Genomic DNA, 24,396 nt, shown 5'->3' with positions numbered 1-24,396 from the left:
TATTTTTTATGTACTTAACTTTCGCAAGTTAAGAATTAATAATGAAAATTTAATAGTGAAGGATGATTTTTAGCTATCAAAAAAAATCCACATTAACTATTAATTTTTAATTCTTAACTATTAACTAAAAAGGAGCCTATCATGGAAGCTAAAAGACAAGAAGAACAAACATCTGAAACAGGATTAATTTATGGAGTTTATGATAAGCCTAAATTATTATCTCAAATTTTATTAGGATTTCAGCATATTTTTGCTGCTTTTGGTGGAATTATTGTAGTTCCAATAATTATTTCATCTTCACTAAAACTTGACTCCCATACATCTACAGCACTAATAAGTGCTGCAATTCTAGTAGCTGGAATAGCTACATTCATACAGTCTAGGGGTATTGGCCCAGTTGGAGCAAGGGTAGCCTGTATTATGGGAACGGACATTACTTTTGTAGCTCCGGCTGTAGCAGTTGGGAAAAAATTTGGACTCTCCGGTATATTCGGAGCCACTATATTAGGGGCACTTATTGTAATTATTTTAAGCTTTTCTATTAAATACATAATGAAACTTTTTCCACCAATTGTAACTGGAATAGTTGTATGCCTAATAGGACTTACACTTCTGCCAATTTCAATAGATTGGGCGGCAGGAGGTTCTGGAGTCCAAAATTATGGAAGTTTAAAAAATATAGGCATTGCGTTAACTGTAACCTTAATTACTTTACTTTTAAACCATTATGGCAAAGGACTTTTAAGCAGTGCCTCAATTCTAATTGGAATGGCAGCAGGTTACATAATTTGTATTGCTCTTGGTATGGTAGATTTCTCATCTATTTCAAAAGCAATTATAGTAACACTTCCAAAAATATTTGAACATGGTATCACCTTTAATTCAAGTGTTCTACTTCCATTTATTCCGGCATATTTAGTTTCTGTCATAAGTACTGTAGGAAATTTAAGAGCAATAAACGAAATATCCGGTATTAAAGAGGATGATATTAGGATTTCACATGGTGTACTTTCTGATGGGCTTGGAAGTGTAATTGCTGGAATATTTGGTGCTATGCCAAACACTTCTTTTAGTCAAAACGTGGGATTGATTCCACTTACTAAAGTTGCAAGTAAATTTGTCACAATGACCGCAGGAATAATACTTATTATACTAGGACTATTTCCCAAATTTGCTGCGATAATAAACGCAATGCCTCAAGTTGTACTTGGTGGTGTTGGAATAGTAATGTTTGGAACGGTTGCTGCTGCTGGAATTCAAACTTTAAGTAAGGTAAAATTAAATAATAGGAACCTTCTCATAATAGCAACTTCTATAGGTTTAGGTCTTGGAGTTACTTTTAGACCTGAAATTTTATCAAACCTTCCAGAAAGTTTAAAGATGATTTTTTCATCTGGTATCTCTACAGGAACTATCGCAGCACTTATATTAAATCTTATTTTAAGAGAAGAAAAATAAAAAATCGCGAGGTGTTAATTTATGAAGGAATTACGAAAAAAAATCTTAGAGGAAGGACATGCCTTAAGTGAATCAATATTAAAGGTAGATTCATTTTTAAATCATAAAGTTGATCCAAGCCTCATGTATTCCATAGGAAAAAGTTTCACAGAACATTTTAAGGACATGGGGATCACAAAGATATTTACTATTGAAAGTTCAGGAATAGCTCCAGCTGTTATGACTGCACTTCAAATGGATTTGCCTATGGTAATACTAAAAAAGAAAGAGTCCAAAACATTAAATAAGGATGTATATCAAACTACAGTTCACTCATTTACCAAAGATTCTGATTATGAACTCACTTTATCTCAAAAATACATATGCCCCGAGGATAATATTCTTATAATTGATGACTTTTTAGCTAATGGAGAAGCTTCAAAAGGTACTATTCGCCTTGTTGAACAGTGTGGTGCAAAGGTAGCAGGAATAGGAATTGTTATTGAAAAATCCTTTCAACCCGGCCGTAAACTCCTTGATGAACAAGGATATCATGTATATTCTCTTGCCAGAATAAAGAGGCTTGCAAAAGATACTATTGAATTTATGGATTAATTAAATTTGTTTGAGTTTCTATTGTGACCTGGATGGAAAATAGATGAAAACTTTCATTTATTTTTCATCTTTCTTTTATACCCAGATAAAAATCAACTTGTTCCTAGATTCCTTCCAAATTTAATTTCCATAAATATAAAAAGAACATATAATTTCCATAACCAGTTTTATAAATATTTATATCAGCTAATGTACTATAAAATTTTAATATGCTTATTTTGTCTGACAGGAATTAAAGTTATTTATAGATCAGAAAACATTTTAATGTATTCTTCAGAAAAAGGCGGTATGTTACTAAGTAAACTATCCACTATTTCATCAACATTTTCATCTGTAATTTTTATTCCTTCCATACCATCTTCATCTTTTTTAATAAAATTTTCGCTTTTAAATTTTTTTATATCTTCCTCATTATCTTTATCTTCTAATTTCTTCACAAACTTATTATATTGGTTTTCATAAATAGACCTATAACTATCATGTTCTAATGCTTCTGAATTACTTATACATTTATTTGATAAATAAATGTTATCTTCCGTAAACATAAGGTTTCCATATACATAAGCTCTCATACAAGGAGCTCCCCCACTTGTAGGTAAATTTATCTTTTTGTTTTCTTTTTGATGTATATTAAACCTATAATCAGATTCGTGCCTTTGTAAATAGCACTTAGAGTCCAGCTTTTCCAACTCTTTCATAACAAATTCAGATACATCTGGCTTTAATTTTTTTATTACATTTTTAACTGTAATGCCCATACTATCTCTCCTTATTCATATCTTTTTTGATGGTTAGTTATTAAGTACTTTTAGAATATTTAAATTAAATTAAATACTCCTATCTTCTATTATACTATTTATATTGATAATCTCAAAATTTGCATTTATTTACAAGAAAAATTTTACTTAAAATTATTAATGCATGCCTAAAATACTAATTAAAATTTACTTTATCTGATGAATGCACTTAATTTGTAACAAATAAATAGTACTTAAATATCCATATATACTGGGGAACATATTAGACTCTTGCAATAGTCTAATATTAACAATGATTAGGAGGAAAAAATGATGTCCCATCATCATAAAAATGAAGTCAATATTCGTGAATTAGAAGATACTTCTTTACAAACAGAAGGTTTCTTAATAGGAGCAGCAGCTTATAATAGCTCCTGCAATTTATCTGATAATGACAAAGGAGTTGGCGTACTGTATCAGCAGCAAGGTGCTGTAAAGATACACAATGGAAGAATAATCGGTTGTGATGGTCAGGGTTATATAGTACGACATTGTTCAGATGCAAGTAAGGGAAGTCCTTTTAAGTATGATAAATTCTATTTTTACAATGAAAAGTATTTTCATACTCATAGTATTCAACACGCTCATGCACATGCCTTTATTAATATTGGAATAAGGGACAATAAACATGTATTTTGTTACTATGGGAAAGAAAAAAATGCTAAAAATCTTCACACTCATAATGGTGTATTTCATTCTTTTTCCTATAAAGATCCTATAACTAAGAAGTCTGTAACCAGCAGTGATTTTACTACCTTTTTAAGTTTTCGTATGACGCCCCATTTAGTAAACAGTATAGTTTACTATCATTATATTCAAGAGTATGACAATAAAAAACATCAAACTGTTTTTAAATATGTAAAAACTTCAGCTGATCATATAAAGCATTATGGAGAAGTACCACACAAATAGATTATCTAATCATGTTTCAAATAAAGCGGATAGCTTTAACACTATCCGCTTTTTTAAGAATTTATTTTATTCTTAACAAACTCTATCTACATTATATCCTTCATCATTTAATGCCTTAACTATAGATTCTATATGCTCATATCCATTTGTTTCTACTGTAACTTCTAAAACCACATGTTTCAATCTATCAACAGCCTTGAACTGATTGTGATCCAGTTTTATTACATTAGCTCCTTTTTCAGCTAATATCTGAGATATTTTAAGAAGTTGTCCTGGAGTGTCCTTAAGTTTAACTGAGAAACAGAATATTCTTCCTCTTGAAAATAATCCATTATTCAAAACGGATGCCATTGTTACTACATCTATATTTCCTCCACTTATTAAAGAAACTACTTTTTTTCCTTTAAAGTTTAATCTTTTTAGTGCTGCTAAAGACATTACTCCCGTTGCTTCTGCTGCAAGCTTATGTTTTTCCAAAACAACAAATACAGCTTCCATAAGTTCTTTATCACTTACTGTAACAATTTCATCTACATATTCTTTTATTACTTCAAAAGTAAGATCTCCAGGCTGCTTTACTGCTGCACCATCAGCGATAGTATCAACTTTATCTGCATAAGTGAGTTTACCTGTATCAAAAGAAACTTTCATAGGATTTGCACCTTCTGCTTGAACTCCTATTACTTTTATATTAGGATTAATAGATTTAGCAGCTACTGCTATTCCACTTATTAATCCACCTCCACCTATTGGTACTAATATAGCATCTACATCCTTTAGTTCTTCTATTATCTCAAGTGCTATAGTTCCCTGACCTGCCATTACATCTACATCATTAAAAGGATGAACAAAAGTATACCCATTTTCTTTCTCTAATCTTTTAGCTTCTTCATAAGCCTCATCATAAACTTTTCCTTTAAGTACTACGTCAGCTCCATAGTTTTTAGTAGCTTGGACCTTTATAAGTGGAGTAGTTTCAGGCATAACAATTGTTGCCTTAATTCCAAGTTTTTGTGCAGAGTATGCTACACCTTGAGCATGATTTCCTGCAGAAGAAGCTATAAGCCCCTTTGCTTTTTGTTCATCACTTAGTTTAACGATTTTGTTTGATGCCCCTCTTAACTTAAATGCTCCAGTAATTTGAAGGTTTTCTGGTTTTATATATACCTCATTACCACTTTCTTTGCTAAATTCTGAACTATATATTAATTTAGTTTTTACACATATTCCTTCTATTCTTTTACTAGCCTCTAATACATCCTTTAATGTTAAATTCACTTTCATAATCTTCAAATCTCCTCTCTTATACTCGATATAATAATATTATTACGTATTGCACCTTGCCCCAATTCTAAAAATTTTCTAATATAAAGTAAAAGCCCCCTCTTCACTCACCTCTCAAATTTTATAATATAATAAAAAAATCTTTCGTTCTTATAAACATACTTTTAAATATGCTTATAAGGACGAAAGATTAACTTTCCGCGGTACCACCTCAATTACAATTAGATACACTAATTGCCACTCACTCAGGTCAACGTTAATAAAAACATCTATTCATCGTGAACCCTAACCATATATCGCTGGTATACGTCCTCATTTACTTGGCAAAAGCCTTTCTACTTGGAAGCTCCGGAGTGATAGCTGCATATTTATGTTAACACCAACTTACACCAACGCTGGCTCTCTGTAGTTAAACATCAAATATTTCTTTCTCCATCAAAGCTTGTATTTATTACTAACTTGTTGTTAAGTATATTATTTTTTTGCCATATTGTCAATCTATTTTTCTAATTTTTTTCTAAAAATATTTAAATCTTTAAAACTTACAGTTTACAATTTTCTCTTATTATTGCATAATAATTTGAGAAACAAGTTAACTTAAAATAAAAAAGAAAGGCAGGAAACACATTGATTAAAGTTCAATCATTAACTAAAATATTTAAAAAGATTTCAGCTGTAGATAATATTAGTTTTGAAGTTAACAATGGGGAAATAGTAGGACTTCTTGGTGAAAACGGAGCAGGTAAAACAACTACACTTAGGATGCTTGCAACTATGCTAAAGCCTACATCAGGAACAGCTCTAATAAACAATTATGACGTGAATAAATATCCAGAAAAAGTAAGAGGAGAAATAGGAATACTCTTTGGCGGCGAAGTTGGTCTTTATGATAGATTAACTGGAAGAGAAAATATAAGATACTTTGCAGAACTCAATGGAATGTCAAGGTACGAAACCGAAAAGAGCATAAAGTATTTAGCAAAAAATCTTGAAATGGAAGACTATTTGGATAGGAGAGTAGGTAAATTCTCAAGAGGAATGAAGCAAAAAATTTCTATAGCTAGGTCTATCGTACATAATCCATCAGTAGTATTATTTGATGAACCAACATCAGGTCTAGATGTCAGTTCATCTAGAATAGTACATGATTTTATAAAAAAGTGTAAAATTGACAATAAAGCTGTCATATTTTCAAGTCACAGTATGGCTGAAGTAGAAAAGCTTTGTGATAGAATTATAATAATTCACAAAGGAAAAATTATAGAAACAGGAACAATAGAAAATTTAAAGTCTAAATACAATAATGATGACATGGAAGAAATATTCATGCAGTTGGTAGGTGATATAATTGAAAACTAATGTTGTATTAATAGTGTTAAAAAAAGAACTTTTAGATATGTTTAGAGATAGAAAGACAATCCTCATGAGTATATTAATTCCCATGCTGCTTCTTCCTGTACTTTCGTTTGTTATAGGAAAAGCTACAAGTACAAGTCATAAAAATGTAGAAAGCAATTTAAAAATAGCTGTGGTTGATAAAGGCAGCAGCAATTTAGGATCATTTTTTAAATCACAAAAGAATGTAAAAATAATTAAATCCAACAACATAAAACAAGATGTAAAAGATGGTAAAATTTTAGCAGGAATAACTATACCAGAAAATTTTGATGAAAATATAAGTAAAGATATGAATGAAAAAATCACATTAACTTATGACAACTCCAGTAGTGACAGTATGGAAGCCTTTGACATATTAAATTCTTACATAGATAAATATTCAAAGAATATAGTTTCTAAAAGATTGGAAAAAAGAAATATAGATTCTAAAGTATTAACTCCAATAAATGTTGCCCAGGATACTATAGAAAAAAAGGAAAGTGGTATTGGGAAATTAATGCTTAATATAATGGTACCACTTTTATTGATTCTTGGAAGTGTTGGTAATACAGTAGCACCCTCCTTAGACTTAGGTGTTGGAGAAAAGGAAAGAGGTACTCTAGAACCACTTCTAACTACAAAAGCAAGTAGAATGTCCTTACTTTGGGGAAAATTTCTTGCAATTACAATAGTGGGAATTATAGTATCACTGGCAAACCTTGCAGGATTATTTATTTCAATGAATCAGACAAATGGAATGTTTCAAGGTGCAAATGACATCAATATAGGATTAGAAACTATTATTTTGATAATGATTTTGCCTATACTTTTAACTATGGTTTTTGGGGCCTTAGGGTTGTCCATAAGTATTTATGCAAAATCATCAAAAGAAGCTCAAACATATTTAAGTCCTTTTACAATAATAGCTGTCATATTGGTTTATGCCACAATGATGAAGGACGCTAAAAGTATAGAAACTTATTTTTTTAGTATACCTATAGCTAATGCTTCTTGCCTTACAAAAGAGTTCTTAGTTGGAATACACAATACAGCACATATAGCTATAACCTTTGGCTGGATGATAGTGTATATAGTTGCTGCAATCTCATTTGCAAGATATATGTTCAATAAAGAAAGTGTTATTTTTAGGTCATAATTTTCTAAGCAAAATTGACTCTTACTATATTGTAATCATAAAATAAATATAAAGACTAAACTATATTTTACACTTGGAGGATTAAAATTATGAATTATGACAAAAATACTATTTTAAATATTCTAAAAACTATTCTTTCTATACCAAGTCCTACAGGATATTCTAAGTTAATAATGCAGTATCTCAAGGATGAACTTAACAAAATAAATATACCTTATAAAACCACAAATAAAGGTGCTCTTATTGTATCTTTTACTGGAATAAATGACGATTATCAAAGAACCTTTACATCCCATGTTGATACATTAGGTGCAATGGTTAAAGGCATAAAGGAAAATGGCACTCTTTCCATGGTTCCTATTGGCGGATATATGATGTCAACACTTGAAGGTGAAAATTGTACTATAAAAACTTTAGATGACGTAAGTTATTCCGGTACTATTCAAACCATCAAACCTTCTGTCCATATAAGCGGTGATGAAGCCAACAGTCTTAAGAGGATTCCTGAAAATATGGAGGTAATACTAGATGAAAAAGTGTCCTCTAAAAATGATGTAGCAGCTCTTGGTATTGATGTAGGAGACTATATATGCATAGATACAAGGACAACTATCACTGAAAAGCAATTTATTAAAAGTAGATATCTAGATGATAAAGCTAGCGCATCTCTTCTTATGTATGTAATTAAATACATTCATGAAAACAATATAAAACTTCCTTACACAACTAATTTCTATATAAGCAATTATGAAGAAGTTGGTCATGGTTCTAGTGCTGCTTTACCTGAAAAAACTAAAGAGTTCATAGCTGTTGACATGGGAGCCCCTGGCTGCGATCAAAATTCATCAGAATATAGCGTATGTATTTGTGCTAAAGATTCCTCTGGTCCTTATGATTATGATCTTAGGAAAAAATTAGTTAATACCTGCAAGAAAAATAATATTTCATATAAGCTAGACATATATCCTCACTATGGTTCAGATGCTTCTGCTGCACTACGTGCTGGTTGGGATGTTAGAACAGCCCTTATAGGTCCTGGTGTTTTTGCATCTCACGCCTATGAAAGAACTCATGTAGATGCATTGTTAGCTACAGTTGACCTTATCATAAAATATATTACCGAAGTATAACCAAGCTTTATAATAAGCCGAGATCTTAAATTCCCGGCTTATAGTGTTATTTTAATTCATAATAAACAATAATGTTTATATAGTGCAAGATTTCATTCCTTATGATATTGATTTTTTATTTCTTTTTGAATCTTTTTTAAAGCCTTTTTAGAGCCCCTTATAATGTCTCTTTCTAACTTTCTATCTTTATAACTTACAAATAGAGTATTTAAATCATAGTCCTTAGGATACAAATCTTCTGCTTTTAATTCTAGCCTGATTCTCTTTTCATTAACTTCTATAAAATTTTCTTTATACAATACAGTAACATTGTTAAACCTATCCTTTTCTTTATAGACAATAGCAAAATCTTCATAGTCCATAAGAAATACCCTATCTCCTATTTTAAAGTAGTAATAGTTTTTGTGTTCATCAAATTCTTCTTCAACTTTTCTATTTTTAATTTTGCTTTCTTTAACTAATTTAAAGTTATAATCTTTATTTTTTATATAGCTTTCTGCTTTCTCAAGTACAGAGTTTTTTATACCCATTTTTTTAGATATCCAAAGTGCATTGCTCTCTCCAGATTTACCTATAACTAATTTATACAATGGTTCTAATGTTTCACTTTCAAATTGCATAGCCGCATTTTGAAAATCTTCGTGAATTTCTGAAAAATTCTTTATTTCACCATAATGAGTAGTAGCTACTGTAATACATCCTTTATGATAAAATTCCTCTAATATGGCTATAGCAAGTCCTGCTCCTTCATTAGGTTCTGTTCCGCTTCCTATTTCATCGCACAATATAAGTGTAGATTTATTGCTATTGTCAATTATATCTGCTAAATTTTTTATATGGGAAGAAAAAGTACTTAGTGCATTTTCTATACTTTGATCGTCTCCAATATCAACAAATATTTTTTCAAATACAGATATTTCTGTTCCTTCTGCAGCTGAAATATGAAATCCTGATTGAACTGCTAAGGTTAAAATTCCTACTGTTTTTAATACTACTGTTTTTCCACCTGCATTAGGTCCTGTTATTATTAAAGTTCTATAATCATCACCTACCTTAAAATCTAAAGGTACTACATCACCTTTTAACAATGGATGTTTTCCCTTTATGATATTTATATATCCATAATCATTAATTTTAGGCTTCATTCCATTAATAGCTTTACTGTATTTCGCCTTAGCAAAAATCATATCATATTCTTCAATAACTTCCATATTAATTTTAATTTCTCTTAAATTATCAAATACTAATGCTGTTAAAGTAGATAGTATTTTATATTCCTCTATTGATTCTTCAGCTTTTAATGCTGTTAATTCTTCTGTACTTTTACTTATATTATTTGGCTCTATGAATATAGTGGAACCTTTAGAAGAAGTTTCTACTATATTGCCTGGAACTTGATTCTTATATGCAGCTTTTATAGGTATAGTATATCTTCCATTTCTTTTGCTTATAAAAAATTCCTGTATATATTTTTTATTACTACTATTTTTTAAAAACTTTTCTAATTTATCTTGTATCTTACTTTCCGTATTTTCTATAAGTCTTCTTATTTTTCTTAATTCTTTGCTAGCGTTAGAATCCACCAAGCTTCCCCTTATAGAAAGTTCAATCTCTTCTTCTATAAATGTAAATTCTGTAATTGAATTACCATATGAACTTAATGTTGGAGCATAAAATTCTTTATCTTTCATAAAATTCTTAATTTTTCTGCACCCTCTTAAAAAATTGCAGAGAGTAGTTAAATTTTCTGGCTCCAGCACCATACCTTTTTCAACATTATCTATAATATTATCTATATTGAATATTCCCTCTAAAGGTATATAACTGCAAGTATCTAATAAAGCTCTTCCTTCACTGGTTTCATTCAGCCTTTTATCTATAACCTTTAAATTTGTACTTGGCTTAAGCTTATCTATTAACTTTTTTCCTAATCCGCTTACACAATAAGATTTTACTATTTTCTTTAAGTCATTATATTGCAATTTATCAAAAGTGTTTGTATTCATTTTCTTTTCTCCTTACATAGAATTTAATATTCTATGAAGATACAAATATCTTGGATAGATTTCACCTTTGACATATTATACTTATTAAATATTATTTTTACAAAAAAAAGCTGTGGACATTTCCACAGCTTAAAATACATACCATTAAGATAGCCATAAAGAACTATCCTGTAAATATAATAACGGTATTTTATAGCTTTGTATCTCCATAGATTGCTTTAAATAAACCTATGACAAACAAAGGTATAAAAACTACCCTTTTTTCAAAGATCTATTTAAATATAAAATTTAATCTATTTAGATACTACCACGCTCATAAAATACCTCTCTATTTTTATTTAATGAAATCTATCTTTTTTGATTGTATTATATGTATATGTAAATTGTCAACTAATTTATTTTTTATATGCTTCTTTTCCATCCTAAATTATATCTAAATAATTTTGAAGGTCTATGCCCAGCATCCTTTGTAAACTGATTTGTTTCAATAACCATACTTGCAACTTTTCTTCTAAAGGCAGCTGCTAAAAGTTCTTTTCCTTGTATAACCTCATAAACCTGCTGAAGTTCCGTTAACGTAAATAATTCTGGCATAAGATTAAATGCTAAACTTGTATATTCAATTTTATTTCTTAACCTGCTAATAGCATATTCAATAAACTTACCATGATCAAAAGCAATACCTGTAGATTCCGTAATTTCTCTACTTACTTCACCATCTGGATTTTCTATAATTCTTATCTTGGCAGATAGTTCCTCATTTTCATTCCAGAGTTTTATTTGTACTATTTGTTCATAAATATATCCTTTTTCCATTGCTTCTTTTTTTTCTTGGAGCAAATTGTAACTGACATTAAACCATGCCGCATCTTCTTCATCACTGCCAGCTTTAATGCTTAATGAACTGCTGTCCACAAGTGCCATATAAGATGAACTTATTACTCTAGTCCTAGGATCTCTATCAACTTCTCCCCAGGTATATAACTGTTCCATATAAATATCATCAACATTAGTTTCTGCTCTTAATACACGTAAAGCTGCTTGGTCCAAGCTTTCATTAATACCTACAAATCCACCAGGAAGTGCCCATTTCCCAATGCATGGATGATCTCCTCTCTTTACTAAAAGAATCTTTAAAGATTTTTCTGGAAGCTTCCTGTAATTTTCCTTTTTTTCGTTCATTACTGTAAAAATCAACATATCTACAGTAAGAGATGGTTTTTCATATATACTATCATCATATTGCTTTAAAAACTCTTCTTCAGTTAATCCTTGTTTATTTTTAATGTCCACATATTTCATATTATCACTCCGAGTTTACTTTTAATTTTTATGATATTATCACTTTATCATTAACGTAATTATTTTTCAATTCCTATTTGTTTTACTAATTTTAAAACCTTTTCTGATAATTGTACTTCAAATAACAGTTCACTATTATTAAAGTCAATATTCGTTAATTCTATAATACGTTTAATTCGATATTTTAAAGTATTATAATGAATGTGGAGAGCTTTCGAAGTTAAAGTAACATCCTGATTATGTTTTAAATAAGCACACAGTGTTTTAAAAAAATCACTATTTTTTTCTTCATCAATATGAATTAAAAGTTTTACAATTGGGTGAACAAGGATTTTAAGATGTGCTTTGTCTCCAAAACTTAAAATCATATGTGTCACTATAAAATCATTATAATTTAAAATTCGCTCAGAACTATGTATTTGATTTCCAATTGATAAACTAGTAATAGTTTGCTTATAATATTCTGATAAATCATATAAATTATGAAAAACCTTACTGATACCAGCCCTACAGTTGTGTTTTTCTAGTAATTTTCTAAATAAGTTCAATTCATTTTTATTAAATATATTTTCTCCTTTAACATCCAGTAAAACCACAATATATTTATCATAAATAATTACTGTATCTCTATTAAAATAATTTTGCATTTTTCTTTTCAAATAATAGATTTTATCTTCATTTCTATTTATATCATTTAATTCAATGGCAATAACATATAAATTATCATAAAGTTTTAAATTGAATGATCTTGCACGTTCGCTAATGGCATCATGGTCATATAATTTCTGATTGAGCAATGCCGTAATAAATGAATCCACTAAAGGATTGGTAGATGAGAAACTTTCATTAGAGCCCTTAATCGTCAAAGAAAGAAATCTACAGAGAGTTATTAACATTTGTTCATCATATTTTGTAATTGGCTTATTGTATTCTAACATCTTCAAATATGCTAAAGGCTGCTTATTTTTTAAGACTCTTCCTACCAATTGCCTATGATTTAGTAATCCGGATTCCCATAAAATTAGATCTGAATTTTCATTATGCTCACTTTCTATATTCCTATCAATTTTATTTTCCATGATTGAATTAACATACGCTTCAGTTACATAGCCTTTCGAAAGTGTCCATTCCCACAGTGGTTCATTTTTTATAGTATTTCCTCCAGCATGAGCCATAAAACAAAGAGAAATATCCACTAATAATAAAGGGTTGCCTAAAGTTTCATACCCAACATCCAAAAGCTGCTGGATAGTTGTCCCCTCTTGACAAAGTTCTAACAACTTATTTGTGAAATTAACCATTTTAATCTCCATATCAAATAAGTCCTGCAAGATGTCTATGATAGAGGTAATGTCACTCTTGTTAGAAACTAAAATGATATTGGACATACTTTCTTGCTTGTATAAAGTAGATAATAGAATATCTTCATATAACATATAGTTTGCTCTGCTAGAAGAAGGCATTTCTGCCAAGTCGGACACTTTCCCTATATACAAATAATCAGAAAGATATACTGAAACATCTTTATTTAAATATCGAAATCCTATCAATTCACAATCTTCTTTAAGATGGACTTTTATGCTGAATTTATCAAGTAATTCAGTAATTGTAGAAAATTGTACAGACATAATTATCCCTTCTTTGTTGAAATATTAACTATCTTACTAATCTAATCATAGCAGAAATTAGCATAGTAAACAATTGCATAAGCAATAATATCCAATTAATACTTGTAAAAAATTACAAATTATATTATTCAAATTCTCAAACCTTGACGAAGATATTAAAAATATGCAGTGTTATAATTTTCTTAAGGTTGATAAAAAAATAACAATAATTGCTTGGAGGGATAAACATGATAAGAAGATATGGTCAGCTATGTACAGTAGCTTACAGCGCTGGTGCAATTAATTCAACGGGAGAAATTGCAAAAGAATTAGGATTTACAAAAGTAATGATTGTAACAGATAAACAAGTTGAAGCTTTAGGACACTCTCAAAAATCAATAGATAGCTTAAAAAAAGCAAATATAGAAACTGTCATATTTAATGGTGTAGAAATGGATGCACCTGATTACACAGTAGAAGCTGGTGGTAATATGGCAAAGAAAGAACACGTAGACGGTATTATCGGTGTAGGTGGGGGAAGTGTGCTGGATACAGCAAAAGGAATAGCTTGTTTTGCTGCAAATGAAATCACAGTTAGTGATATGATACATCATGCACCTATGAAAAATCCACCAGTAAAATTTGTTTTAATACCAACCACATCAGGTACTGGCTCAGAATGTACCTTTGTAGCTGTCATTACAGATACTAAAAATCACGAAAAAGTTGGATGCTTTTCTGTGCCATCTTTTTCAATTTTAGATCCAGAACTTACTCTCAGCTTGCCAAAGGATATTACAGTTTATACAGGTATGGATGCTTTTTCACACTGTACTGAATCCTTAACAAGCATGCAGCCAAATCCTCATTCTGATTTACTTGCCTATGATGCAATTGAAAGAATTGTAAATTGGCTTCCTGTTGCATATAAAGAACCTGGTAATTATGAAGCTAGAGATAATTTGGCTTTAGCAAGTAATTTTGCAGGTAAATCCTTCAATGATTCTACAGTTCATGTTGGACACGCTATTGCACATTCCTTTGGAGCCAATTTTCACATTCCACATGGCATAGGTTGTGCATTAGTAACACCTACTATAATAGAATTAACAGCTCCAAAATTCCCTGAAAAAATTAAAAAAGTAGCTAAAATCATGGGAATTATAGTTGATAGTGAAGATGGTGTTGTAATTGGAAAAACAGTTGCAGATAGTGTTCGTAAATTTATGAAATCCTTAAAGATTCCTTCTTGTAAAGAGCTGGGACTTAAAAAAGAAGATGTTTTAAATTGTACAGATTATGTACTCAGTGAGCCTTTGCGCAATTTTGCCGGTGTTCCTGTAACAGATGAAATGGTTCCAAAGTTGCTTGAAAAAATCTATGACACATATCAATAAAAGAATATAGGAGGATTTACTTATGAGTTATGAAAATTTATTATCTCCAATAAATATTGGAAGCTTAAAAATACGAAACCGTGTTGTAATGGGAGCTATGGGATCAGCAACTGCAAATGAAAATGCAACAATTTCTGAATGTGAATGTGCATACTATGCTGAACGAGCTAAAGGCGGAGTAGGCCTTATTATAAATGAGGTTACTCGAGTAAACAACGATACTGGAATTATGATGCCCCGCCAATCTTCTGCAGCTACTGATGAATGTATTCCAGGTCTTAGAAAGCTTGCAAATGCAGTACATTATTATGATGGTGCTATCTTCATTCAATTGCATCATCCAGGACGTCAAACTGTATGTGAAGTAATTGGTGGAAAACCAACAATTTCTCCAAGCGGCATTAAAAGTATGCTAACTCAAGCACCCTGTCGTGAAATGACAAACGCAGAAGTAAAGAGTCTTGTACAAGATTTTATAAATGCAGCAGAAAGATGCTACAAAGCTGGTATTGATGGTGTTGAACTTCATGCAGCACATGGATATATGCTAAATCAATTTCTTTCCCCATTTACAAACAAACGAACTGATGAATACGGTGGAAGTACCGAAAATAGAGCCCGTATTATTAAAGAAATTATCCAGGGAATTCGCCAGCGAATTGGCCGTGAATATCCAGTAATTATGAGAATCTCTGCAGATGAATTTTTAAGAGATTCCGTATTTCCAATTAAGGAAGATGGATTATTGTTAGACGAAGCTGTTGAAATTTGTAAATACCTTGTACCTTTTGGACTGGATGCCATAAATGTATCTGCTGGAATTTATGAAACAATGAATAAAGCTTGGGAACCTACTTCTTATCCAGAAGGATGGAAAATATATTTAGCAGAAGCTGTTAAAAAAGCAGTTGATGTACCTGTATTCGGAGTAGGTACCATCCGGAATCCTGATTTCGCTGAAAAAATCATTTCAGAAGGAAAAGTAGATTGCGTAACAATTGCCAGAGGCTTACTTGCTGATCCCGATTGGGTAAAGAAAACTGCTGAGGGCAGAGTAGATGAAATTCGAAGATGTATTTCATGTTTAAATTGCATGGATTCCATGGCAGTTAATGGTATGAAAGGTGAACCATTTTCTTGTGCAATTAATGCAAGAGCTGCTCGTGAATGGTTTTATAATAGTTCCAGACAAGATGGAAATGGACGTATGGTAGTTGTCGTAGGTGGAGGTCCATCCGGAATGGAAGCAGCACGTGTTCTAGCAGAACGTAAATTCAAAGTAATACTATTTGAAAAAAATTCAGAACTTGGCGGACAATTATGTTTAGCAAACAAGCCACCTCACAAAGAAAAAATTAATTGGCTTATTAAATATTTTGAAGTTCAATTAAAAAAACTAGGTGTTGAAGTTCATTTAAATACACCAGCAACAATAGAATCCATTAAAGAATTGAGTCCATATGCAGTGTTTATAGGCACAGGCTCCACGTCTATAGTGCCTAAATCTATTCCTGGTGTACAAGGTAAAAACGTTTGTACAAGTTCTGATATTTTATCAGGAAAAGTTAAAATTTCAAATAAAAAGGTGGCAGTTATAGGTTCTGGTATGACTGGGCTTGAAACAGCTGAATTATTAGGTACAATGAACAATAAAGTATACGTTGTAGAAATGATGGATAAAATTGGTCCTGATGCTAGCTGGCAAAACTTAACCGATGTACAAGGTAGATTAGAAAAAATGAACACCTCTTTCATGCCATCTCACAAATTAGTAGATATTACAGACGAGTCAGTTATATTAGAAGAAAAAGATGGAGAAAAAGAGAAGCTTCCAGTTGAATATGTAGTACTTTCTTTAGGAGTACATGCTGATCAGACTTTAGTAGAGAAATTAAATACAAATTTCCACAATGTAATTAAAATTGGTGATACTGCACAAGTTGGCAGAATTGCAAATGCAGTATCTACAGCGTTTGCAGAAGCTTATAAATTAAACTAAGAAATGTATTAGAATTGCTACTAAATTAAGTGATTCTTAGGTCCAGATGGACTTTGCTTATAAGGATAGCTTTCTCCAGCTGAACCTTAGAAGAACTTATCCAGGCGCGTAGCAGTGCTTATCCCCACTTTGATAGAAGATGGGGGTATTAGCAATGGTAGCGATCGGATAAATACTATGGGACTGCTGCACTAAGTAATTTACTCTTAGTGCAGCGCTCTCTTTTTAAAGTTTTAGCCTAAATACTGTTTTGTATTTCTTACATTTTTCAAGAGTCAAAGTTCCTCCATGCTTTTGTACTATTTTATTCGCAATAGAAAGTCCAAGTCCCGTACCACCTTTTGTATACCTTGACTTGTCTCCTCTTACAAAGGGTTCAAATATATTTTCCTTTAGACTTTCATCAATGCCAACTCCATCATCTGCAATTATAAGTTGTATTTTTGAATTGTCATAAGTCAATTCTATTTTTGCCTTTGTCCCAACTTCATTGTACTTCAATATATTAGATATAATATTTGAGATAGCCCTTTCCATCTCTACTTTATCAAATTCATATATAATTTCGTCCTCTGGTAAGTTTATTTCAAGTTCAAAATTCTTTTCTTCAAATTCATTATAGTATTCAGATACTATTTCTCGTACAAACTCACAAAAGTCGCATTCTTCCTTGCTTATTAAAAACTTGCTATTATCAAGTTTTGTAAACTCATGAAGATTTTCAATTAGAGAAACTGTTCTCTTTGATTTATTGTATATTATGTTTAAATACTGTTTAATTTTTTTATCATTTTCTACCACACCGTCATTAAGTGCCTTGGAGTATCCCATGATGGAAGTTAATGGTGTTTTCAAATCATGAGATATATCTGATAAAAGCTGTTGTTTCAAATTTTCCATCCTGTTTCTTTCAAATATTGAAGCTTCAATCTTTTCAGCCATAAAATTAAAAGCATCTCTTATTTCTCCAAATTCATTTTCTGCATTAAAATTAATCCTTGTTGAATAATCTTCTTCAGTCATTCTCTTTATGCCCTGCAGTATTTTTTTTAATGGCATAACTACCTTTTTAGTAGTTAAATAAGCATATAAAAATACGGATACTGTTAGAAACACTATAATTATAAATATACCTACCAATATATAAATTGCAGCTTTTTTAATATACTTGTCCGGGGAAGGTGCTATGTCCACATTTAATGTCACTATTCCAGGAGGCACTTTCACAATGCAATAAAGATCTTCACCATTACTATTAAAAGCTGTAACAGAATAAAAGTAAGAAGTGCCACTTTTTAAGTTATTATAGGATAAATCCATAAAATTCAAAAGTTCATTTTCAGTATAACTTGTTACCTTATCTTTTTTAGTTCCTATAACATAGATAACCTTTTTATTTGAATTAAGTATCTCAACCCAACCTTTTGAAGCAACAATTTTTGATGCATCAATTTTTTTATAATCACTTTTTACTATTTTCGATGCCATAAAAAATTTCTGGGTATCTTTTATGTAGTCTTCTGATGAAACCATCTTTCCTATGCTAAAAATCATAAAACCTATAGTGCCTGATAAGACAAGCAGCATTAAAAATACAAATATAATGTAATTTTTAAACATAGTGATATATAATCTCTTAAACTTTTTTCTTAGGTTTTTTAATATTTCAAAAAACATATATGATACACTCCATGCCCTGATTACTTTTTACTTTCAAATTTATATCCAAGTCCTCTTATGGTTTTTAAATACACTGGGTTTTTGGAATCTTCTTCAATTTTATCTCGCAATTTGCTAATGTGAACCATTATTGTATTGTCATCACCATAAAAGGGTTCATTCCAAACAGACTCAAAAATCTGCTTTTTAGTAAAAACTTTTTTAGGATTGCCCATTAAAAGTAGCAAGAGCTTGTACTCTGTGGATGTAATTGATATAGGTTTATCCCCTTTATAAATGACACAGCAACTAGTATCGAGTTTTAACTCTCCAACTACTATAGTTTCCGTATCCTTTTCTTCATTACAATTAAATTCAGAGCATCTTCTAAGCTGTGCCTTTACCCTTGCCATTACTTCCAGTGGATCACAAGGTTTAGTTATATAGTCATCCGCCCCAAGTTCAAGGCCCAATATTTTGTCGCTTATTTCACTTTTAGCTGACATAACAATTACAGGAATTTTATATTTTTCTCTTATTTTTTTTATAAGCTGATATCCATCCATATTTGGCATCATTATATCAATTATTGCAATATCAATTGCTCCTTCTTTTAAAATATCCAGTGCTGAAAATCCATCATAAGCTCCAAATACTTCGTAATTTTCCCTTTCAAGATATAATGTCATCAGTTCTATTATTTCCTGCTCATCATCAGCAATTAAAATTTTTTTCATAGATACAAGCTTTCCTTTCCTTTAAAATGCTTTTTTACATTTTCTATAATTTCTATAAGAATATAAAACATATATAATAAATAGTATAATACCTCCAATCATAAAGCTAGAATTAACATTTAAGAAATTGTTTCCGCCGCCGCTGCTTTTCAAGCCACTTATAAAAGTAATAAAATTGTTACACATATGCAGTATAATTGAAGGCACCAGTGACTTATACTTATATACAAGAAGAGCACAGCTTATTCCCAAAAATAAAAGCATAGGGTTTATATTTAAATGCATAACGAAAAAAATAACTGAAGAAAACAAGATTGATTTACCAATTCCATATTTATTGTACAACCTGCCCATAAGTACTCCTCTAAAAATGAATTTCTCTGCTATAGGTGCTATAATAACTGTTGATATGAAACTAATTCCTATAATAAAATTTGTATTCAATTCAGGAGATTTATTTACCAAATTTGACTGCACATTGCTTAACATAGTTGGGTTTATATAACTTACTAAAGCTAACATTATCAAAATAAATCCCAGGCCTCCCATATAGGTTATTATTAAATTCACTGGGAGCTCTAATACAAATCCTTTTTTAGAAGGTTTCTTTACAAAATCATATACATTTATATTATTATTTTTCATAAACTTTAAAGTAATCAGAAACCATAATACTGTTATTATAAGTGCACACATTTCTATATGGCTATCTGTCAAATGTACTTTAAAAATTTTCCCAAGTACTACAAGTATTCCTATACCTAATCCAAGTATGCAAAGCATTTTTAAAAATAAGTATCTTGTCCTAGTCCCTTTAAGTAATTCAAAATCCATAAACATTCTCCTTTTATGCTGTAATTTCTTTATTCCAATTTGTTTTAACAAAATAAATGCTCAAAGCTGTTCCTATAACAAAGCAAGCAATTCCAAGCGCAGCCCACTTTTCTCAATTCTAACATAAACCATACTAAAACCCCCAAATTACATAATAGTAAAAATAAATTTTCATCTAATATTCCTGTTGATTTTACAAAGCTTAGTTCAGAAATTATACAGAAAAAAATTACTACAGCAGCATAAGCCAGTATTACTTTTCTTATTTTCATAGTTTTAAAAAAATTATCCATATACAATACATCCTACCTTTAAATTTAATTTTTACATATTTAAGTTTAAACGTGTATACTTTCATGTCTCTTAACTAAACCTTAAAGTTCCCTTAATTTTTGAAATAAAAAAGATGGAGCGTTAAATAACACTTCATCTTTTCATCACCTTCGTAATTAAAAAAATTTACTTTTAACCATATACTTAAATACCCATTGCATAGAATGTTCTATACAATGGGTATCTTACTTACCTGGCAGCGACCTATTCTCCCACAGGGCCTCCCCTGCAGTACCATCGGCACTCTGAAGCTTAACCTTCCTGTTCGGTATGGAAAGGGGTGTTACCTTCACGTCATTACCACCAGATTATCATCGAAAATTGCTATTAACTTCGCCCAGCTTCGTCAAATACCTCTCTGCGGTGCTCAATTACCTCAGTAAGTTCCGCTTCTCGTTCAGCATTTTCCTCGCTGTACTTGTTACTATCAATTTTCTTATATATTAAATTTAAGAAGTTCAAATCAAATTGAAATTAATATCTTTAACTGTCAACTCTCCACTGTCAATTATCAACTTCATTTTATTTGTCCTCTCAAAATTGCACAGTAAACTTTTTTTCTTTCGTTTTTATTTGGTCAAGCCCTCGACCTATTAGTATCAGTCAGCTTAACAGGTTGCCCTGCTTACACCTCTGACCTATCTCCTCGTGTTCTTCGAGGGGTCTTACTAGCTTACGCTATGGGAAATCTTATCTTGAGGTGGGCTTCACACTTAGATGCTTTCAGCGTTTATCCCTTCCCAACTTGGCTACCCAGCTATGCTCCTGGCGGAACAACTGGTTCACCAGCGGTCGGTCCATCCCGGTCCTCTCGTACTAAGGACAGCTCCTCTCAAATTTCCTGCGCCCGCGACGGATAGGGACCGAACTGTCTCACGACGTTCTGAACCCAGCTCGCGTGCCGCTTTAATGGGCGAACAGCCCAACCCTTGGGACCTACTTCAGCCCCAGGATGCGACGAGCCGACATCGAGGTGCCAAACCTCCCCGTCGATGTGAACTCTTGGGGGAGATCAGCCTGTTATCCCCGAGGTAGCTTTTATCCGTTGAGCGATGGCCCTCCCACGAGGTACCACCGGATCACTAAGCCCGACTTTCGTCCCTGCTCCACCTGTTTGTGTCGCAGTCAAGCTCCCTTCTGCCTTTGCACTCTTCGAAGAATTTCTAACCCTTCTGAGGGAACCTTTGTACGCCTCCGTTACTTTTTAGGAGGCGACCGCCCCAGTCAAACTGCCCGCCTAACATTGTCCCGTCTCCAGTTTCATGGAGCCCGGTTAGAATTCCAGTACTATCAGGGTGGTATCCCAACATCGACTCGGTAATGGCTGGCGCCACTACTTCCTAGTCTCCCACCTATCCTGTACAGACAATACCGAAATTCAGTGCTAAACTGCAGTAAAGCTCTACGGGGTCTTTCCGTCCAATCGCGGGTAGCAAGCATCTTCACTTGCACTTCAATTTCGCCGGATTTGTTGTCGAGACAGTGCTCAAATCATTACGCCATTCGTGCGGGTCGGAACTTACCCGACAAGGAATTTCGCTACCTTAGGACCGTTATAGTTACGGCCGCCGTTTACTGGGGCTTAAGTTCTGACCTTCGCTTGCGCTAAGTCTTCCCCTTAACCTTCCAGCACCGGGCAGGCGTCAGCTCCTATACTTCAGCTTTCGCTTTAGCAGAAACCTGTGTTTTTGATAAACAGTTGCTTGAGCCTTTTCTCTGCGGCCACTTGCGTGGCTCCCCTTCTCCCTAAGTTACGGGGTTAATTTGCCTAGTTCCTTAACAACAATTCTTCCGATGGTCTTAGGATTCTCTCCTCACCTACCTGTGTCGGTTTGCGGTACGGGCACATAAAAACTCCATAGAGACTTTTCTCGGCAGCGTGAAATCAGGTACTTCCCCTTGCGGGTTCCCCATAACACCTCATCATTGATATACCGGATTTTCCTGGTATACCTGACTCGATGCTTAGACATACATCCATTTGTATGCACACCTTATCCTCCTGCGTCATCCCTTTTGTCAAACGCTTTTATGCGGTATCGGAATTTCAACCGATTGTCCATCACCTACGCCTTTCGGCCTCGGCTTAGGTCCCGACTTACCCTGGGCGGACGAACCTTCCCCAGGAAACCTTAGGTTTTCGACCAATAAGATTCTCACTTATTTCTCGCTACTTATGCCAGCATTCTCTCTCCTGTACAATCCACCGTTCCTTCCGGTACGACTTCTACTCATACAGGATGCTCCTCTACCACTCTTTCGAGTCCACAGCTTCGGTGGTAAGTTTTAGCCCCGGACATTTTCGGCGCATGATCTCTTGACTAGTGAGCTATTACGCACTCTTTAAATGAGTGGCTGCTTCTGAGCCAACATCCTAGTTGTCTTAGAAATCACACATCCTTTCCCACTTAACTTACACTTTGGGACCTTAGCTGGTGGTCTGGGCTGTTTCCCTTTTGACCACGGATCTTATCATTCGCAGTCTGACTGCCGGAATTCAAGTATATGGCATTCGGAGTTTGATAAGGTTCAGTAACTGTTGTCAGCCCCTACCCCATTCAGTGCTCTACCTCCATTACTCATTTCCGACGCTAGCCCTAAAGCTATTTCGAGGAGAACCAGCTATCTCCGAGTTCGATTGGAATTTCTCCGCTATCCACAGCTCATCCCATGGTTTTTCAACACCAACGTGGTTCGGTCCTCCACGGAATTTTACTTCCGCTTCAACCTGGCCATGGATAGGTCACTCGGTTTCGGGTCTACAACATACAACTTTTCGCCCTTTTCAGACTCGGTTTCCCTCCGGCTCCGTACCTTAAGTACTTAACCTTGCTGCATATCGTAACTCGCTGGCTCGTTCTACAAAAAGCACGCCGTCGTACTTTACGTACTTCGACTGTTTGTGGACACACGGTTTCAGGTTCTATTTCACTCCCCTCCCGGGGTTCTTTTCACCTTTCCCTCACGGTACTCCTTCTCTATCGGTCACCAGGTAGTATTTAGCCTTGGGAGGTGGTCCTCCCTGTTTCCCACAAGGTTTCTCGTGTCTCGTGGTACTCTGGATTAGATCTGACTGCTCTTTGTTTTCATTTACAGGGCTTTTACCTTCTCCGGCGGAGCCTTCCAGCTCTCTTCAATTAACACTTCACAGTTTTTATGACCTATCCGCAACCCCAGGAACAAGTTCCTGGTTTGGGCTCTTTCCCTTTCGCTCGCCGCTACTTAGGAAATCGATGTTTCTTTCTCTTCCTCCGGGTACTTAGATGTTTCAGTTCCCCGGGTTTGCCTCTACAAACCTATGTATTCAGTTTGCAGTACCTAGCGTTGTCTAGGTGGGTTTCCCCATTCGGATATCTCTGGTTCTCTGGCTATTTGCGCCTACCCAGAGCTTTTCGCAGCTTATCGCGTCCTTCTTAGGCTCCTGGTGCCAAGGCATCCTCCATGCGCCCTTTGTAGCTTGACCTTTATTGTCGAAAATCGTCATTAACTTCGTCCAGCTTCGTCAAATACCTCATTCCGGTGCTCATTTACATAAGTAAACTCCGCTCCTCATTCGGTCTTTTCCTTGCTGTACTCGTTACTGCCAATTTTCTTAGTTCCATATATTATCTTAAATCTTTAAAATAATATACATCTACTACAAAGGTTATATTATAACCTTTGCTTTACTTTATTTCTTATTTACTGTGCAATTTTCAAAGGACAAATTTTTTCAGTGGTTAAACAATAATGTTTAACTCACCTGGGATACATATAATATCATGTCGATCAATTTTGGTCAACATGTAAATAATCCCTGGAAATTAAACAGAGT

At 33.0% G+C, this 24,396-nt stretch carries 17 protein-coding genes, 2 rRNA genes and 1 other annotated feature; of the genes, 8 read left to right on the top strand and 11 right to left on the bottom strand.

The genetic code is table 11. The annotated features are described in order from the left end of the window. Nucleotides 1-141: 141 nt before the first annotated feature. Nucleotides 142-1,458, top strand: a complete 1,317-nt coding sequence (locus tag CLAU_RS17685) for a nucleobase:cation symporter-2 family protein (RefSeq protein WP_023163282.1) — start codon at nucleotides 142-144, stop codon at nucleotides 1,456-1,458. A gap of 21 nt (nucleotides 1,459-1,479) precedes the next feature. Then, complete coding sequence (locus CLAU_RS17680) at nucleotides 1,480-2,052, top strand: xanthine phosphoribosyltransferase (RefSeq protein ID WP_023163281.1); 573 nt, start codon at nucleotides 1,480-1,482, stop codon at nucleotides 2,050-2,052. Between the two features lie 242 nt (nucleotides 2,053-2,294). On the opposite strand, the gene CLAU_RS17675 is transcribed toward CLAU_RS17680, so the two are convergent. Continuing rightward, entirely contained in the window at nucleotides 2,295-2,810 is a 516-nt protein-coding gene (locus tag CLAU_RS17675) for a hypothetical protein (protein ID WP_023163280.1), read from the bottom strand. Nucleotides 2,811-3,119: 309 nt separating this feature from the next. On the opposite strand from CLAU_RS17675, the gene CLAU_RS17670 reads away from it, so the two are divergent. Continuing rightward, a complete protein-coding gene (locus tag CLAU_RS17670; RefSeq protein WP_013238171.1) occupies nucleotides 3,120-3,761 on the top strand; it encodes a hypothetical protein in 642 nt (213 codons plus the stop codon). A gap of 72 nt (nucleotides 3,762-3,833) precedes the next feature. Here CLAU_RS17670 and ilvA read toward each other — a convergent pair whose 3' ends face one another. Further along, the gene (gene ilvA, locus CLAU_RS17665; RefSeq protein ID WP_023163279.1) at nucleotides 3,834-5,045 is read right to left on the bottom strand and encodes a threonine ammonia-lyase; all 1,212 of its coding nucleotides are present in this window, start codon (nucleotides 5,043-5,045) and stop codon (nucleotides 3,834-3,836) included. Between the two features lie 175 nt (nucleotides 5,046-5,220). Further along, nucleotides 5,221-5,493 (bottom strand) — a binding site (T-box leader). 179 nt (nucleotides 5,494-5,672) lie between these two features. On the opposite strand from ilvA, the gene CLAU_RS17660 reads away from it, so the two are divergent. The 3 genes from CLAU_RS17660 to CLAU_RS17650 all read left to right on the top strand — a co-directional run bounded on the left by CLAU_RS17660 (nucleotide 5,673) and on the right by CLAU_RS17650 (nucleotide 8,708). Beyond that, nucleotides 5,673-6,404, top strand: a complete 732-nt coding sequence (locus tag CLAU_RS17660) for an ABC transporter ATP-binding protein (protein ID WP_013238169.1) — start codon at nucleotides 5,673-5,675, stop codon at nucleotides 6,402-6,404. Continuing rightward, nucleotides 6,394-7,578: an ABC transporter permease gene (locus CLAU_RS17655; RefSeq protein WP_023163278.1), complete on the top strand. Its 1,185-nt coding sequence runs from the start codon at nucleotides 6,394-6,396 to the stop codon at nucleotides 7,576-7,578. Before CLAU_RS17660 ends, CLAU_RS17655 begins: the two co-directional genes overlap by 11 nt. An 89-nt stretch (nucleotides 7,579-7,667) precedes the next feature. Further along, nucleotides 7,668-8,708 carry a M42 family metallopeptidase gene (locus CLAU_RS17650; protein ID WP_023163277.1) on the top strand — a complete coding sequence of 347 codons (1,041 nt, stop codon included), beginning with the start codon at nucleotides 7,668-7,670 and terminating at the stop codon, nucleotides 8,706-8,708. 92 nt (nucleotides 8,709-8,800) lie between these two features. Here CLAU_RS17650 and CLAU_RS17645 read toward each other — a convergent pair whose 3' ends face one another. From CLAU_RS17645 to CLAU_RS17635, 3 genes are all read right to left on the bottom strand, one after another. Then, nucleotides 8,801-10,714 carry an endonuclease MutS2 gene (locus tag CLAU_RS17645; protein ID WP_023163276.1) on the bottom strand — a complete coding sequence of 638 codons (1,914 nt, stop codon included), beginning with the start codon at nucleotides 10,712-10,714 and terminating at the stop codon, nucleotides 8,801-8,803. A gap of 402 nt (nucleotides 10,715-11,116) precedes the next feature. Then, entirely contained in the window at nucleotides 11,117-12,016 is a 900-nt protein-coding gene (locus CLAU_RS17640) for an NUDIX hydrolase (RefSeq protein ID WP_023163275.1), read from the bottom strand. 59 nt (nucleotides 12,017-12,075) lie between these two features. Continuing rightward, a complete protein-coding gene (locus CLAU_RS17635) occupies nucleotides 12,076-13,644 on the bottom strand; it encodes a PucR family transcriptional regulator (RefSeq protein WP_023163274.1) in 1,569 nt (522 codons plus the stop codon). Between the two features lie 227 nt (nucleotides 13,645-13,871). Here CLAU_RS17635 and CLAU_RS17630 point away from each other — a divergent pair, with 227 nt between their 5' ends. Continuing rightward, the gene (locus CLAU_RS17630) at nucleotides 13,872-15,020 is read left to right on the top strand and encodes an iron-containing alcohol dehydrogenase (RefSeq protein WP_023163273.1); all 1,149 of its coding nucleotides are present in this window, start codon (nucleotides 13,872-13,874) and stop codon (nucleotides 15,018-15,020) included. Nucleotides 15,021-15,042: 22 nt separating this feature from the next. After that, entirely contained in the window at nucleotides 15,043-17,019 is a 1,977-nt protein-coding gene (locus tag CLAU_RS17625) for an oxidoreductase (protein WP_023163272.1), read from the top strand. A 225-nt stretch (nucleotides 17,020-17,244) separates the two neighbouring features. Here CLAU_RS17625 and CLAU_RS17620 read toward each other — a convergent pair whose 3' ends face one another. The 6 genes from CLAU_RS17620 to CLAU_RS17595 all read right to left on the bottom strand — a co-directional run bounded on the left by CLAU_RS17620 (nucleotide 17,245) and on the right by CLAU_RS17595 (nucleotide 24,045). After that, the gene (locus CLAU_RS17620) at nucleotides 17,245-18,696 is read right to left on the bottom strand and encodes a sensor histidine kinase (RefSeq protein WP_023163271.1); all 1,452 of its coding nucleotides are present in this window, start codon (nucleotides 18,694-18,696) and stop codon (nucleotides 17,245-17,247) included. 23 nt (nucleotides 18,697-18,719) lie between these two features. Continuing rightward, nucleotides 18,720-19,415, bottom strand: a complete 696-nt coding sequence (locus CLAU_RS17615; RefSeq protein ID WP_013238158.1) for a response regulator transcription factor — start codon at nucleotides 19,413-19,415, stop codon at nucleotides 18,720-18,722. Between the two features lie 21 nt (nucleotides 19,416-19,436). Further along, a complete protein-coding gene (locus CLAU_RS17610; RefSeq protein WP_029170171.1) occupies nucleotides 19,437-20,249 on the bottom strand; it encodes a CPBP family intramembrane glutamic endopeptidase in 813 nt (270 codons plus the stop codon). Nucleotides 20,250-20,293: 44 nt separating this feature from the next. Continuing rightward, the gene (locus tag CLAU_RS17605; RefSeq protein ID WP_023163267.1) at nucleotides 20,294-20,542 is read right to left on the bottom strand and encodes a hypothetical protein; all 249 of its coding nucleotides are present in this window, start codon (nucleotides 20,540-20,542) and stop codon (nucleotides 20,294-20,296) included. A 231-nt stretch (nucleotides 20,543-20,773) separates the two neighbouring features. Then, nucleotides 20,774-20,890 (bottom strand): 5S ribosomal RNA (rrf, locus tag CLAU_RS17600). Nucleotides 20,891-21,155: 265 nt separating this feature from the next. Then, nucleotides 21,156-24,045 (bottom strand): 23S ribosomal RNA (locus tag CLAU_RS17595). Between the last annotated feature and the right edge of the window lie 351 nt (nucleotides 24,046-24,396).

This window comes from Clostridium autoethanogenum DSM 10061 (assembly GCF_001484725.1).
Classification (GTDB): Bacteria; Bacillota; Clostridia; order Clostridiales; family Clostridiaceae; genus Clostridium_B; species Clostridium_B ljungdahlii.
This window is presented reverse-complemented; position numbering and strand designations above follow the sequence as displayed.